This is a genomic window from Serratia grimesii NBRC 13537 (genome assembly GCF_001590905.1).
In the GTDB taxonomy this organism is placed as follows: domain Bacteria; phylum Pseudomonadota; class Gammaproteobacteria; order Enterobacterales; family Enterobacteriaceae; genus Serratia; species Serratia grimesii.
Genome location: NZ_BCTT01000022.1, coordinates 1 through 15,105, shown reverse-complemented (window position 1 = coordinate 15,105; position 15,105 = coordinate 1). Strand labels below are relative to the sequence as shown.

At 49.0% G+C, this 15,105-nt stretch carries 17 protein-coding genes; 15 read left to right on the top strand and 2 right to left on the bottom strand.

The features are described from left to right. The first annotated feature begins 7 nt into the window (after positions 1-7). The 15 genes from SGR01S_RS22685 (at position 8) to SGR01S_RS22625 (ending at position 14,182) form a co-directional block, all read left to right on the top strand. Positions 8-2,746 (top strand): VirB4 family type IV secretion/conjugal transfer ATPase, encoded by a 2,739-nt coding sequence (locus tag SGR01S_RS22685; RefSeq protein WP_061808662.1) that lies wholly within the window; start codon positions 8-10, stop codon positions 2,744-2,746. A 17-nt stretch (positions 2,747-2,763) separates the two neighbouring features. Continuing rightward, on the top strand, positions 2,764-3,468 hold the full coding sequence (locus tag SGR01S_RS22680; protein WP_045895962.1) for a TrbJ/VirB5 family protein: 705 nt from the start codon (positions 2,764-2,766) through the stop codon (positions 3,466-3,468). Positions 3,469-3,481: 13 nt separating this feature from the next. After that, positions 3,482-3,709 (top strand): EexN family lipoprotein, encoded by a 228-nt coding sequence (locus tag SGR01S_RS23975; RefSeq protein WP_059321746.1) that lies wholly within the window; start codon positions 3,482-3,484, stop codon positions 3,707-3,709. Positions 3,710-3,719: 10 nt separating this feature from the next. Beyond that, positions 3,720-4,793 carry a TrbL/VirB6 family protein gene (locus tag SGR01S_RS22675; RefSeq protein WP_045895964.1) on the top strand — a complete coding sequence of 358 codons (1,074 nt, stop codon included), beginning with the start codon at positions 3,720-3,722 and terminating at the stop codon, positions 4,791-4,793. Between the two features lie 221 nt (positions 4,794-5,014). After that, complete coding sequence (locus SGR01S_RS22670; RefSeq protein WP_045895965.1) at positions 5,015-5,698, top strand: VirB8 family type IV secretion system protein; 684 nt, start codon at positions 5,015-5,017, stop codon at positions 5,696-5,698. Beyond that, a complete protein-coding gene (gene virB9, locus SGR01S_RS22665) occupies positions 5,695-6,603 on the top strand; it encodes a P-type conjugative transfer protein VirB9 (protein WP_077874239.1) in 909 nt (302 codons plus the stop codon). The genes SGR01S_RS22670 and virB9 overlap by 4 nt, the downstream gene beginning before the upstream one ends. 46 nt (positions 6,604-6,649) lie before the next feature. Continuing rightward, a complete protein-coding gene (gene virB10, locus SGR01S_RS22660; RefSeq protein ID WP_045895967.1) occupies positions 6,650-7,900 on the top strand; it encodes a VirB10/TraB/TrbI family type IV secretion system protein in 1,251 nt (416 codons plus the stop codon). After that, positions 7,890-8,915, top strand: a complete 1,026-nt coding sequence (virB11, locus tag SGR01S_RS22655; RefSeq protein ID WP_045895968.1) for a P-type DNA transfer ATPase VirB11 — start codon at positions 7,890-7,892, stop codon at positions 8,913-8,915. The genes virB10 and virB11 overlap by 11 nt, the downstream gene beginning before the upstream one ends. Next, positions 8,912-9,310, top strand: a complete 399-nt coding sequence (locus SGR01S_RS23970; RefSeq protein ID WP_073963497.1) for a cag pathogenicity island Cag12 family protein — start codon at positions 8,912-8,914, stop codon at positions 9,308-9,310. Before virB11 ends, SGR01S_RS23970 begins: the two co-directional genes overlap by 4 nt. Before the next feature lie 35 nt (positions 9,311-9,345). Then, positions 9,346-9,651: a conjugal transfer protein gene (locus SGR01S_RS22650; protein WP_045895969.1), complete on the top strand. Its 306-nt coding sequence runs from the start codon at positions 9,346-9,348 to the stop codon at positions 9,649-9,651. A gap of 33 nt (positions 9,652-9,684) precedes the next feature. Beyond that, positions 9,685-9,990: a hypothetical protein gene (locus tag SGR01S_RS22645; protein WP_059321833.1), complete on the top strand. Its 306-nt coding sequence runs from the start codon at positions 9,685-9,687 to the stop codon at positions 9,988-9,990. 779 nt (positions 9,991-10,769) lie between these two features. Beyond that, positions 10,770-12,506: a type IV secretory system conjugative DNA transfer family protein gene (locus SGR01S_RS22640; protein WP_061808661.1), complete on the top strand. Its 1,737-nt coding sequence runs from the start codon at positions 10,770-10,772 to the stop codon at positions 12,504-12,506. Between the two features lie 8 nt (positions 12,507-12,514). Continuing rightward, positions 12,515-13,270, top strand: a complete 756-nt coding sequence (gene mobC / locus SGR01S_RS22635; protein WP_061808660.1) for a MobC family replication-relaxation protein — start codon at positions 12,515-12,517, stop codon at positions 13,268-13,270. 36 nt (positions 13,271-13,306) lie between these two features. Continuing rightward, complete coding sequence (locus tag SGR01S_RS22630; RefSeq protein ID WP_045895976.1) at positions 13,307-13,780, top strand: thermonuclease family protein; 474 nt, start codon at positions 13,307-13,309, stop codon at positions 13,778-13,780. 60 nt (positions 13,781-13,840) lie between these two features. Then, positions 13,841-14,182 (top strand): hypothetical protein, encoded by a 342-nt coding sequence (locus SGR01S_RS22625; RefSeq protein WP_045895978.1) that lies wholly within the window; start codon positions 13,841-13,843, stop codon positions 14,180-14,182. Positions 14,183-14,219: 37 nt separating this feature from the next. Here SGR01S_RS22625 and SGR01S_RS22620 read toward each other — a convergent pair whose 3' ends face one another. Together SGR01S_RS22620 and SGR01S_RS24400 are read right to left on the bottom strand one after the other, a co-directional pair. After that, on the bottom strand, positions 14,220-14,453 hold the full coding sequence (locus tag SGR01S_RS22620; RefSeq protein WP_004178129.1) for a hypothetical protein: 234 nt from the start codon (positions 14,451-14,453) through the stop codon (positions 14,220-14,222). A gap of 40 nt (positions 14,454-14,493) precedes the next feature. Beyond that, a partial coding sequence (locus SGR01S_RS24400) for a nucleotide-binding protein (protein ID WP_255212246.1) occupies positions 14,494-15,105 on the bottom strand: 612 nt, incomplete at its 5' end.

Here is a 15,105-nt window from a genome sequence, read left to right as displayed (position 1 = left end):
TGAATATATGGCAAAGCTGCTCAAGGCAATGAAACGCCCGGCGGCGCTGTGGGGGGTGCCAATGGTGCCCCTGCTGGCTGTCACGGGTGTAACCATCATCGTTGCTATCTGGACTTCCGTCGCTCTCCTGTTCTTACTTCCTGTGCAATTTCTGGTGATGAAGTCCCTTACCAGAAATGAACCGATGCGGTTCAATCTGATTGCCGTATGGCTGAGAGCGAAGGGAAAGCCGGTAGCGAACCGTTTATTTGGCGCAACAACATTTATGCCCGTTGAGCATGATGATGTTGATATCAAGGAGTTTCTCGACGCCATGAAACTAAATCAGTGTGCCACCATCAAGAAGTACATCCCGTACTCATCGCACATTCATCAGCATGTGGTTCGTTCCCCTAAGAGCGATCTGTACTGCACCTGGGAATTGATGGGAACGCCGTTCGACTGCGAGTCTGACGAATCGCTCCAGTTCGGGACGAACCAGTTACACGGGCTAATCCGCTCATTCGAAGGTATGCCCGTTACTTTCTATATCCATAACGACCGCAATACGTTTACCGACAATCTTCATAAAGATTCCGGCAACCCGTATGCAGATGAAGTTAGCCGTCTTTACTACGCTTCTGTCGGTCTGTTCCGGCGCAACCGCCTGTTCCTGACGGTCTGCTATCGCCCGTTTGTCAGCCTTGAAAAAGCAGAACGCAAACGGATGAAAGACAGCCAGAAACTAAAGGAGCTGGACGGTGCTTTGCTGGAAATGCTGGAAATAAAAAGCACGCTCGATACCGCGCTGTCGCGCTATGGTGCGCGGCCTCTCGGTACGTTTACCGAAGGAAGCGCGGTGTTTTCGTCGCAACTGGCTTTCTATGAATATCTGTTAACGCACCAGTGGCGAAAGGTGCGCGTCACCCGCACCCCGGCCTATGACGTGATGGGAGCGGCGGCGTTGTTCTTTTCGGCTGAATCCGGGCAGATAAACCACGCCAACGGTACGCAATATTTCCGGGGGCTGGAGGTTAAAGAGTTCTCCGAAGAAACCGCCACTGGAATGATGGACTCCCTTCTTTACGCCCCCTGCGATTACGTGATCACGCAGTCCTATACCTGCATGTCACGCGAGGAAGCGAAGAAAGCCATTAAGCGTACCCGTCGCCTTTTGATGAGTGCCGACGACGATGCTGTTTCCCAGCGGCTGGATCTGGATGTGGCGCTTGACCTGCTGACATCGGGGAAAATCGCTTACGGAAAGCACCATTTTTCCATCATGGTGTATTCCCCGTCGCTGGAAAGCCTGGTTGCTGATACTAACGAAATCAGTAACGCGCTGAACAACATCGGGATAACGCCTGTTCCGGCAGAAATATCGCTTTCAGCGGCATATATGGCGCAACTGCCAGGCAACTACAATCTGCGGCCACGTAAAGGGGAGCTGAGTAGCCAGAACTTTGTGGAGCTGGCCGCACTCCATAATTTCTATCCGGGCAAGCGCGATAAAGCCCCCTGGGGGGATGCGATGGCTTTACTGCGCACCCCGTCAGGCGATGGCTACTATATCAACCTGCATAACACACTGGCAGATAAGGACGAATTCAACGAGAAGAACCCGGCCAGTACCTGCATCCTCGGTACGAACGGTTCGGGTAAAACCATGTTGATGACGTTCTTTGAGATCATGCAGCAGAAATACGGGCGCGAGGATAGCTTCTCCCCGGATGCCAAAACTAAACGGCTGACAACCGTTTACCTCGATAAAGACCGGGGCGCAGAGATGAACATCCGGGCGCTGGGTGGCCGTTACTATCGGGTTATCAGTGGTGAGTCTACAGGGTGGAACCCGTTCTCGTTGCCTGCAACCAAACGCAATATCAATTTCATCAAGCAACTGATGAAAATCCTTTGTACCCGCAACGGCTCGACGATCTCCCCACGCGATGAACGCCGTCTGAGTGATGCGATTAATGCTGTGATGAATGACGAGCCACAATATCGCGTCTACGGAATTACCCGAATGCTGGAAAATTTGCCTGAGCCGGCTACGAAAGAAGCCCAGGAAAACGGCCTTAGCATTCGGCTGTCACAGTGGGCGCAGGGCGGTGAGTTCGGCTGGGTGTTTGATAACGAATCTGACACGTTCGATATCAGCAACTGCGATAACTTCGGCATCGACGGAACGGAGTTCCTGGACGATGCAAGCGTATGTGCGCCAATCTCGTTTTATCTGCTGTACCGCATTACCAGCCTGCTTGACGGGCGACGCCTGGTCATTTTCATGGATGAATTCTGGAAGTGGTTACGCGACCCGGTGTTTAAGGACTTTGCTTATAACAAGCTGAAAACCATCCGTAAGCTGAACGGGATGCTGGTCGTAGGTACTCAATCCCCGGCAGAGATCATCAAAGATGATATCGCCCCGGCAGTGATTGAGCAGTGCGGGACACAGATTCTGGCGGCGAACCCCAATGCCGACCGCGCACACTATGTTGACGGCATGAAGTTTGAACCGGAAGTGTTCGACGTGGTGAAAGGGCTTGACCCGCAAGCCCGCCAGTATGTTGTGGTGAAAAATCAGTTCAAGCGCGGCGATACCAAACGTTTTGCCGCTCGCGTCACGCTCGACCTGTCGGGTATCGGCAGATACACCAAAGTCATGAGCGGCGATGCCCCCAACCTCGAAATATTCGAATCGATTTACCGGGAAGGAATGCAGCCTCATGAATGGCTCGATACCTACCTGGCTAAAGCGCTCTGACCCAAAGGAGATATACGATGAAAACTCGCTTTCGTACTCTTATTCTGGCTTGCGTAATTGCAAGCCCACTGGCTCATGCTGGTATTCCCGTCGCTGTTGATGCTGACCCTATGCGGGACGTGCAGTGGGCGCAGGAGTTAAAACGCTGGATGGAAACAGCCAGACACTACCAGTCACAAATACAGGCATATAAAGACCAACTGGCGACGGCCACTGGCGTTCGTGATATTGCTGATTTTGTTGACCAGGCCAAAGGCCTGAAAGCTGACCTTGAAAAGCTGCGTAAGCCCGGACAGGCACTGAATGATTTACTTCTCTCCGGCGGTTCCTCCGGGCAGTTCGATGCGTTGTACGAGAAGTATAAAATTTTCGACACCTGCAACACGGCACAATCGGGGAGTTATGCCAACGTATGCAAGCAGCAGGTCATCAACAAGGCTATCCAGCTTGAGCAAACCGACGAGGTTCAGAACCAGGTAAGCCAGACCCTGGGGGAAATCAACAGCCTCTCCAACAGGGTAGCGTTAGCCAAAGATTCGAAAGAATCTCAAGACCTTGCAAACAGTATTCAGCTAAAATCTGTCATGCTGAACACGCTTACCACCCAATGGGAAATGAGCGTGAAAGCAGCAGAGAAGCGCGAAAAAGTGCTTGAGGCGGAGCGCGTTAAACAGTGGAATCAGCAGCAGTTAAACGCGCCAACAATTGATTTAAATAGCTAAAGGGAACTACAACATGCGTTTATTAACAATATCTCTCCTGACATTATCAGTTTTCTTAGTTAGTGGATGCAAAGAAGAGGCTAAAACCACCAAATGGTATAAAGACCATCCAGAAGAACTAAAAGCTGTTTACGAAAAATGTCAAAAAACAGGGAGCGCTTCGGAAAATTGTAAAAATGCGAACGAAGCTCACTGGCAAATTCAGCAATTAAATGCTCCGACTGTCGATTTAAATTCATAGTGAGGTAAATATGTCCGGTGGTGTTTTTGTTGGCGTTGAAAAACATCTGATAGGTGGAATAACGGACGCCACAAAGGGATTAATGATGTCGTACTCTTCTATGATGATGGGGCTGGCGGTTACGTCAGCCACTATCTACATCATGTGGCGTGGATACCAGACGTTAGCGGGTAAGCTATCCACGCCGATGGAAGATACGATGTGGGACATCATGAGGATGGCGATCATCCTTTCCTTTGTGGCAAATATTAGTGGTTATCTCGATGGCGTTATCGACGCTATCAACGGGTTAAAAGAGGGCTTTTCTGGCAGTGATAATATATGGCAGCTATTAGATAGCTTATGGAATAATGCAAAAGTATTAGGTAAAACATTACATGATATGGATAACTCCACATATATAAAAGATGAGGGAATGACTGCTCAATTTTATGTATGGCTTGGAATATTCGTTTTAATGATTATCACCGCGTTCGTTTCCATGATAGCGGAAGTAATGATCTTATTGCTGAGTATTACAGCACCTATATTCATCTTTTGCCTTATGTATGGTTTCCTTCGTCCCATGTTTAATAACTGGCTACAAAACATATTTGCAGCCATATTAACAATTCTCCTTTCTTCTTTATCATTAAGGATTGTGGTTAATTACTTAAACTCAAGGCTTGCATTAGCAACTCAAGGTGCAGCCCAGGCAAATATCGTAGAACTAGGAGCGCAAGTCTGTCTTGCAGGTATCTGTGCGGCAATATTGATTTATCTCTCCGCAAAACTGGCCGCAGCGCTGGCCGGGGCTAGTGCTACCGTATCCATGCAGGGGCTGGCCGCAGTAGGTATCGGTGCGGCTGCTTTTGGTGCCGGGAAACTGGCCGCGAGTGCCGGAAGGAATACCACACGCTCCGCCCAGGACAACATTCAGGGCTGGAAGGATGCGAATGCAGGTAAGCCCGGCAAGCCCGGAGGTGAATTAGGCTATAACGCTTCTAAAGCGCGTAAATACGCGATTGAGCAGATGATAGCCCGGAACGAAGCGCGGAGGCTGGCACAGTCGAGAGATTCCGCGGTTAAGAAGTTCAACAGCTAGGCCAGACGTTTCCAGTCCATCCCCCCGAAACACCAACCTATGAAAATATAATTATATTTTCATATTTCTAATTCAGTTGAGGAAATCTTTGATGAAACGCTTGATTGCGCTGGCTTTGCTGTGCGCGCTTTCTGGCTGCGCCCAGAACACGCCTCCCTCTGCCTTTAGCGGTAAGGGAGAACCCGTAAACACCCCTCAAATTATGGCGGAGTTAAACAGTCATGAGTGAACAGAAATTAATAGCTGAATCCCGCACCTTTGAGCAGCAAATGATTGAGCGGGATAAACGCGCCACAAAAGCCGGTTTTGTTGTTGGCGGTGTGGGTCTGCTGATTGCGGTACTGGCGCTCGTCGCCGTGGTCGTGATGTTGCCGCTGAAACAGACGGACGTTGAGCTGTATACCGTGGATAACCACACAGGACGGGTGGAACACGTTACCCGGACATCGAAAACCAGCCTGACCGCAACAGAAGCCTATCAAAAGGCGATGGCCGCAAACTACGTCAAAGTGCGTGAGCGGTATGTCTATCCCTCTTTGCAGGACGACTACGAGACGGTACAGGTCTACAACGCTCCCCAGGTAAACGATGACTACCTGGCGCTTTACGCCGGAAAAAACGCCCCGGACAAGGTTTATAAGAACGGGGCGCACACCGTGAAAGTGGAGATCTTGTCCAACCAGATCACCGATGCGACAGCCCCTGATAGGGTCGCCACCATTCGCTACAAGAAGATTATCCGCCGTCTGGCTGATAACAGCATCCGCAACGAATATTGGGATGCCCGGTTCACGTTCCATTCTGACCCTGACAAGGAAATGAGCGATGCGGAACGCGAGATCAACTACTTCGGCTTTACCGTCACCAGTTGGCAGACCGACCGCGAAATCCGGGGAGGTGAATGATGAAAAAGTTAACATTTACCGCACTGGCACTGATGATGTGCGGTGCGGCATGGGGTGCGGCCATACCACAGGCAAGCCGCTATGACTCCCGTGTTCAGCAGGTTATCTATAACCCGCAGAACGTAACCGTCGTTAACACCAAACCCGGCTTTATGACAACTCTGGTATTTGATAACGATGAGGCGGTCATAAGCGCCAAACCCGGCTTTGATGAGGCGTGGGAAGCCACGCCGGATGCAAACCGGGTCAACGTTCGCCCGGTCGCGCTCACGCAGGGAGCGCCCGGAGAGGATGGCAACACAACGCAAGTCGTGATCCCCCCGAACAGCCGGGACTGGCATACCAATATGCTGGTTGTCACCAGTAAGCGCCTGTACAACGTCGAGCTGAACGTCATCGATGATAAATCGGCACAGCAACCCGCTTTCCAAGTGAGCTATCGCTATCCGGGCGAAGAACGGGACAAAGCGAGCCGGGAGGCGACGGCCAGACAACGCGAGTGGGAGCAGAAACAGCAGCAGGCCAGTGTCCAGAAAGCGCTGAACTCGGCACAGACGCCCCGCAACTGGAGTTACACAAAATATCCGGGCAAAGGCAGCTTCAACATTGTTCCCGATTTTGCTTACGACGATGGCCGCTTTACGTTCGTGGGCTTCTCCCCGTCTAAGTCCATTCCTTCCGTCACCAAAGAGCTGAACGGCAAAGAGCATGTGGTTAACAGCAGTATCCAGAAGAAAGGCGACTTCACCGTACTGGTGATTCAGGAGGTGACGCCACGCCTGGTACTGCGTTCCGGTAATGCCGTTGTGGGTCTGGAAAATAGCGGATTTGGCAAGGTACACGCCGCCGATGGTTCCACCGTATCCCGGCAGGTGGAAAGAGTGGAAAAACCGGAATCCAATTAAACTATAAAAATAGTTTTATATTTTTATAAAATCAGGAAACATGCATATGAACGACGAAAACAAAGTGCCTGTGCCGGATGAAGCGCAGGCATCCCCGGCACACGCTGAGGATGATATTGCCACGCTTGAGCGGGAAGCCCGCGCTAAAAGGGAGGCCGAGCTTCTCAATGCGCAGGACGACGAAGAGAAAGACCCGGTACAACCCGCCGTTAATAAGCTGAAAAAGCGCAAACGGGGCAAAGCAACCGCCTTTCTTGCCATTGTCGCGGTCGCGCTTATCTTCCTGGCATGGGGTGGTAACTGGGTTTATCGCAATATCCTGTGGCAGCCTACGGAAGAAAAGAAACAGGACACAGCCCCGCAGACGAACAAAACCGATTACCGGCAGCGTAACGATCTCGGTATGTCCACCGATACAGCCGAAGAAGAGCCAGAGCAACAGGATAACGGCCAGAGCAGCACGAGGGGAACAGGGCAGGCGGCTCCGGCCGCCCCGCCAGAACTCAACAAAGCCAGCTTCCTTATTCGCCGTGATGGTTCGGCCACCACACAGAACCCGGTAAAAACCCGGCAGCAGGAAATGACGCTGACATCGGCAACGACCACCGGACAACAGGACAGCAGCGCGGCCACAAATACCGTCGCACCGTCCCCGGGACAAAGCCCCGCACCAGTGCGCCGCATACCCTATAACCCTGACCTGTACATCCCGGAAAATACCTCGATCCCCTGCTCACTGGATCGCCGCTTTGTATCTGACCGGGCGGGGAAACTTCGCTGCACGGTCACTACTGACATCTGGAGCGCCAGCGGCAACACGAAGCTGATAGAGAAAGGCACCACCGCATCATTACTTTACCGCGCCATAGCGGAAGAAGGTATGAAGCACGGGCAAGGGCGGGCATTCATCATTGCGACGAAGCTACGCACCCGCCAGCCGCCTTATCTCGATATCCCGTTGGTTGATACCAGCGCGGCTGGCGAGCTGGGCGAGGCTGGCGTTGATGGCTGGATAGATTCGCACTTCTGGGAACGGTTCGGCGGCGCGTTAATGGTCGGCATGATCCCCGATATTGGCGCATGGGCATCCAACAGCGCGGGTAAAAAAGATCGCAATACGGACTATACGGAAAACAGCCGCCAGGCTATGGCAGATATGGCGCGTACTACGCTGGAGAACAGCATCAATATTCCCCCAACGCTCTATAAGAATCAGGGCGAGATCATCAACCTAATCACAGGCGAGGATATTGATTTTTCCAACATCTATACACTGAGGTTGAAAAATGACCGCTAAGAATATTTCCCTCGACCGCTATAAACAGCGTTTCTTTGGCGACTTTCTGGAGCTTCCCGGCCTGACGGAGGTCGCCGTCAACCGTCCAGGTGAGCTGTATACCAAAATCAACGGCGTATGGAAGCAGCACGCCGTTCCTTTGTCCTATGAGGATTGCTACAACTTTGCCCGGTGCCTGGCAAAGCACCACGGCGACAATATCGAAGATATTAAGCCGGGGCTGTCAGCCACGCTGGAATCTGGCGAACGGTGCCAGGTGATTGTTCCCCCGGCCTGTGAGCGCGATACGGTGTCTATCACCATCCGTAAGCCATCGAAGGTACAAATCCCGCATCAGTCATACATCGATGCGGGATTTTATAACCGGGTAACAGGCGAGGAAAAAACGGAGACGCACGACGAGGAATTAATTGCATTGTACAATACAAAAAATATTCCTCTGTTTATGGAGAAATGCGTCGAGTACGGTAAAACTCTCGCGGTCGCCGGGGAAACCAGTACCGGGAAAACCACCTATATGAAAATGTTGATAGGGTATATTCCTGTACATCTTCGGATATCAACCATTGAGGACAACCCGGAAATCACGTTCTTTATCCATAAAAACTACGTCCATCTTTTTTATCCGTCAGAATCATCAGATGAAAAAGGTTCTATCGTTACCCCGGCGAGCCTTTTACGCTGGAATTACCGTATGAACCCTGACCGCATTTTATTAACAGAGGTTCGCGGTGCGGAAGCCTGGGACTTCCTTAAAATAACAGGTTCCGGCCATGAAGGGAGTATGACCTCCATTCATGCAGGATCAGCGAAAGAAGCTATAGATGGGTTTATTACCCGTTGCTATGAAAATCCACAGTGCGCCCAGCTCCCCTATACATTTATGTTACGTAAGGTTCTGGATAGCCTGGACGTGATTGTGAGCATTGATTTAGACGGAAATGTCCGCCGTATGAATGACATTTATTTCCGTCCAATTCATCGAAACCAGTATTTTGAGGAAATGAAAGCATGATAAAGAAACTTAAAGTAATCATGTTAGCGGCAATAGTTACCGGATGTTCATCGCCGCCGCCTCCCGTTCCTGTAGAGTGGGATAAAGCCGCCGCCCCATTAAACACCAGTTTACCGCAATGGAGTGACAATAACGTTATAGTTCCTTCCCCGACAGTTAACGGTAAATGGACATCATCAATCAGCGCACAAAGTTTCTACGATACAATATGGACTCCAGCAGTATTTTACGCAGTCGCCCATTCAACACGAATTGTCGTCACTGCACAATCCGGTACTGCTTTCTTTAATGCCAAAAACTGGCTTCGCCAGAATGGTGCAAAAGGTGTTATTGAATACCAGCCCGTCTTTAATTGCCTGACATGCAGAGAAACCACCATTTATTTCTCTCGCTAATCCATTTAAACAATACAATCTAATAAGGATTTACCATGAAAAAAACCGTTATCGCGGCGGCTGTATTATGCCTGACCGCAGGAACACCGTTTTATTCCTTTGCCGCTGACCCGTGCGAAGTTGTTCTTTGCATGTACGGAAAAGCTACGGGTAATAGTGGTGGGAGTGAATGCAGTTCAGCAGAACGCGCATTTTTTAAAATCAACGCCTTTAAAAAACACCATCGTTTTAATCCGGGTAAAACATTCGATATGCGAAAAGAATTTTTAGGCGAATGTAAAGCCGCAGACCCTGAATCAATAAGCAAAATCCTTTCAAAGTTTGGCAGAGTGAAAGGATAACTGACATATCCATTTTGATATGAGAGGTTCGAAATGATAAACGAAGATTTATTCATTAATAATCTACACTCAAAAAATCAGGACAGAATATCTGTAGCCCTGGTATATGACACGTTATCAAAAGAAGCCCACAGAGGTTGTGGGCTGTATTACGAAATATACGAAAGCTGTTTTATCGGTCTTTTGCGCGATCATCTTTCAGAACTTAATGAAGCTGACGCAAATAAATTACGACGCTATGCCGAAAGCAAAGGCACGAAAATTGATGATGCGTCCTACAGTGAAGCACTGGAAGCTGAAAGGGAGTGCAGGGCTGAAATATACCGCGAGCAAATGTAATCACACAAAACAAATGTGTATTGTACAATACACAGACTAACAGGCGACGGGACTTTAAGGCTTCATTATTTTTGGCTTCAATTTCGAAGAAATTGTTAAGACGAAAAATAATGAAGTGGTACGCGGAAAGAAAATTCAATTTCGAAGAAATTGCTAATTTTCAGGAACCGCGCCCACCTGCGAACATTCGCCCACAGCGAATTGAGCAGGCCGGGGGGAGCCGCAAAAATTTTGCCGCCCCAGCGAGCAAAAAGGCACGCCCACGTGCCGTTTTTTGTGGGGGGCTTGCCCCGCACACCGTCGCAGCCAGGTAATATAACCCGCCCCAGCGGGGGATATTACCGATTAGGCGCGACCAACCCCTTTAAAGCAGCGTTCCGATTTTTTCGAGCTTGCGAGGAAAAATAGGCTAAACGCAGCGTCTTAAAGGGGTTGGTCGCGCGTAGCGCAAGACGGTGTGCCGCCTTTGACCTTGGGGGTTTTGGCTCGGCGTCCAGCCGGGACATTACCCCCATGTGTCATGCAGTGAGGGCGTCCAGCCCGAACGTAATGGCACACGCCGTTGCCCTTCATTCGGGCGTTTCAGAGGACAGACGACCACTGGTCGGCTGTATTCTGAAAGCGCGGATAACGGGCTTGATCGCCACTGGCGATCAGCGCCTTTTGCCTGTTCATCGGAGCATATTATGGGAGCATCGCATGGGAGCGTGGTTACGCTCCTATAAGCTGCTCCCATCTTTTGCGCCCAACACGTCAGTTTTCGTATGGAGAAAATAGATATGGGTTCCCACCTGATGCAAAGGCTGAATGCCTTTGCCGATGCATTTTCATTTTTCCTGTTATGGCTGCAAAACAGCCCTGTCATATTATCCCTGCTCGCAGGTCTTACATTACCTTTTATATTCCACCTTCCCCGCGAGGAAAGAAAGAACGCCCCGTTCTGGTTAAAGTCGGTGGCGTGCGTGTCCATTTTCTTTTTTATATTCGGCACCATATCACCGCTAACTATTCAGGGGTTGAGCTACTTTTTTAAGTCACTCGACAACAACATACTGTTTAGAGTTCCACTATGGATCATGACCATAATATTTACGGCAGCAGGATTAATATTTCATATTGCAGCCCGACGACTTTTAGCAGGAGAAATTGACAACCTAAAACATCGAATGATTAAGAAAAGCAAGCTGGAGAGAAATACCCGAACCGATGTACGCAAAGTAAAAGAGCTATTACCCGACCCCATAGAATATAACCCACTCGATTACATTGATTTAAAGAAAGGCGTTTTTATTGGCTTAAACAAAGATGACCAACCGCAATACATAACCATAAAAGAATTTAAAACCCAACACGCAGCAATTATCGGTACAACAGGTTCCGGGAAAGGCGTAACTGCGACCGTTCTACTTTATCAGGCTATTCTTTTAGGTGAGGCTGTTTTTGTAGAAGATCCAAAAGATGATGAATGGGCACCACACGTACTTAGGGAAGCATGTAAAAAAGCAGGCAAGAAATTCACACTTATAAATTTAAACAAGCTAAATTCCCAGCTTGATTTACTGGCTGATATCTCTCATGAACAACTGGAAGAATTATTTAACGCTGGCTTTAGCCTGGCTAAGAAAGGGGAGGCGTCAGATTTTTATCGTATATCTGACCGTCGCGCAGCCAGAAATACATCTGCAATTTATGAAAAAGGAATGACGCTTCGTGATTTATTTAACACTGACTTTGTTCAGTCATTACGTGAAGATGTTCCCGCATTTTGTGGCGAGCTGGAAGAAATTGCTTTAGTTAACTCAATTAATGCCAAAAATGGATTTTCATTAAAAGAGGTTTTTGATGAAGGTGGTTGTTGCTACATTATTGGTTCAACGCGAAATCAAAAGATAATTTCCGCACAAAGAATGATTCTGACCCGGCTGATACAAATAGCAGAGACTAGGGACAGAATAAACAGTACCCCGCGTACTGTTGCTATTTTCCTCGACGAGTTGAAATATCATCTTTCTCGCCCTGCTCTTGAAGGACTTGGAACGGCACGAGATAAAGGCGTGCATATATTCATGGCTTTTCAGGCGATAGACGATCTGCGTGACTGCCCGTCTGATTTAAATGGTGATTCAGTTATTGGCGCTATCATTGAAAACGCCAAATTCAAATTGATTTATAAAATCCAGAATCCCGAAACAGCAGAATGGGCGGCAAAAATGACAGGTTCTATCCTGGTCGATGATGAGATGAGAAAAGTACGGACTGATTTATCATTAACGGAAAAAGTGGATACAGACCGAATGATAAGACAGGCAGAAAGTTACTACGTTGACAGTAATATGTTTTTAAATCTCCCTGAAAAAGTTGGTTTTGTATTTACGTCAACCGAACTACCAAGAGCTACAAAGATGTTTCAGGTTCAGGTCAAAAAAGAAAACATCGAACTTCTTTCATTTGAGTATAAACAAGCCACACCAGAAAAAAATGAAAGCCAGGAACATAAGCCATCAATCAATCTGTGAGGGCTGAAATGCTTATTCATAACGTTGCAGAAAGGAAAGAAGCCGCAAACAGAAAAATGCTTGCATTGCTGACATTCCTTAAAGAAGAAACATACTCCGATTTTAAAACGCTGAAAAAGGTTGTTGGGTTCAAGGGTAAAAGTCACCGCCCAACGTATGCGCTACTGAATAAGGCGGTTGCATTGGGGTTTCTGATAAAACATGAATACCCGGTAATAGCCGGAAAAAAATCACTATGGGGGATCACCATGCAAGGGCTGGCGATGGTGGTTAAACCCGATGATAAAGTATTCCCCGGTTATTTTGAGCCGGGGAAACTCAAATACTGGACACTGGAACACCGGCTCCTGAATCATCGGGTCAGAATTGCACTGGAAGAGAAAGGCGGGCAAGGCTGGCTTAATGGTGATCGGGGGGAGTTTATTGCGCGTTATCATGGCGTTCGCCATCGTCCTGACGGGATTATCACGTTAGATAGCGGCGCAATCGTCGCCGTCGAAACTGAGCGCTCAATGAAAACCCGCGCACGCTATATCAACATCATTAACAGCCATCTGGCGGCCAGCGATGCCGGACGCTGGCACTACGCGATGTATGTCATGCCGGATGACAAAACCAAAACATCGTTAATCCGACTGTTTGACTCCATCAAAACGGTAATGAGGAACAACGTTCCGGTGCCGTTCGACGCGAAAAACCGCGAAATGTTTCTTTTCCGCACCATTGATGAACTGGAGCAAGCAGCCGCCAGCGGAGGCCAGTGATTATTTATATAAATCTATTTTTATAAGGTGTGACAAATGAAATGCCGATCTCGTTTGCTTGTGTTTCTGCCCCTGCTTTTCCCCGCCCTTTGCCTGGCTGACTTTTCTGGCCGTGTTGTTCGGGTCGTCGATGGTGATACTGTCCAGGTACTCGCCGATGGCAAAATGATGAAAGTTCGCCTTAACGGTATCGATGCCCCGGAATCGGGGCAACCGTTCGGCCAGCGCTCAAAGCAAAACCTGTTAAAGCTGGCCGTCCAGAAACAGACGGTGGTCATAGCCAACAATACAGATCGTTATGGCCGCTGGCTGGGAACATTGATGATTGACGGTATCGATATCAACGCAGAGCAGGTTAAAGCGGGTATGGCGTGGGCTTATCGATATCATGGCCGTGCCAGTGACGAAACAATGCTACGCCTTGAAGAAGAAGCCAGACGGCATAAAATCGGGCTGTGGTCGTCATCTGATCCAGTGGAGCCGTGGAAGTGGCGCAAACAGAATAAATAGGATTATATTTTTATATAATTCTGATATGGTAAGGTTAATTTTTAGACGGACGAGGGACTTATGATATTCGCTAAATTTCAGTCACTGACCCATAAGATAGACACAATGGTTATTCGTGACATTAAACGGGAGATGCCGTTGAAATACTGGTCATTCAAAGTGGCGGAATGGATCGCCAGAGTCGGAATGATTGGCTTTGTTTGTACCTTTCTTACGTATTTCGGACTCGGCCTCATCATGCAGCACTCAGGCCAAAACCTGCCGGAATCGTTTACTGAGGGATGCGCTCAAGCCATCGTTGCATTGATCGCTATTGCCCTGGTCGGTTTCCTGGTCAGAGGCGGATTGTACGTCGATCTGGAAAAAAGAATACTGGATAAGTGGCAGAGCTACGTTCAGTGATGGTATCACCCGGCCAGTGGCCGGGATACCGGGTGACTTAATGATGTTTTTTCCAGAATTCCTGGTACGCCTCGAACAGCTCCCCATGTTTCATATCGTTGGCCGCAGCAATGGAGCGGAACTCACGTTTCAGCTCCATATCAATGTATAAGTTAAGCTGTGCCTTACGGCCATCAGCACTTTTCCGGGTAGGATTAAAGCCGTGTTCCGTATCCGCCTGGCTTGGCGGCTCACCTTTGGTATTGCGCGGTTTTGCTGGGACGTTCGCCATAATATCACCTTATAGATAAATATAATTATATTATTATATACTACTGCGTAAGCGTTGTCAGTCGATCGATCACACCCTGCACAACATCATCAGCTTTCTGCCGTGGGCCAGGGAAAGGCGACTCCGTAAGAGCAAGCCCTTTATCCTGCGCCTGGCTGAACGATGTCAGAAAAGGAATAGCGCCCGGAATGACGGGAACGCCGCAGGGTTGCAGGTATTCCAGCGCCGCACGATATTCACTCTCACTTTCACTTACCCCCGCAAACACCACCGCCATTTTATCTGTCGAATGTCCTTTGTTACGCAGCGCGTTTACGGTCGTAACGGTCGTTCGTAGATCATCCACGCTAAACCCTGTCGGCAGTACCAGCAAATCGACAATATCAATCAGGCTGAGTAACGATTTCGTGGCATACGCCGCACTGTCGATGACAATCAAATCCCATTGCCCGGATTCGATCTGTTTCTTCGCCTGTGAAACCGTCCCGCATCCCTGAATTGTCACCGGAGGTTCAAAACCATTTCGCAACCGACGTTGCCCCCAGTCCAGGAAAGACCCCTGATCAATATCCATATCCAGCCCAAGAACCCCCCATCCTGCCTTTGTATACTCGGTGGCGATAGCCCGTGACATTGAGGACTTTTTCACCCC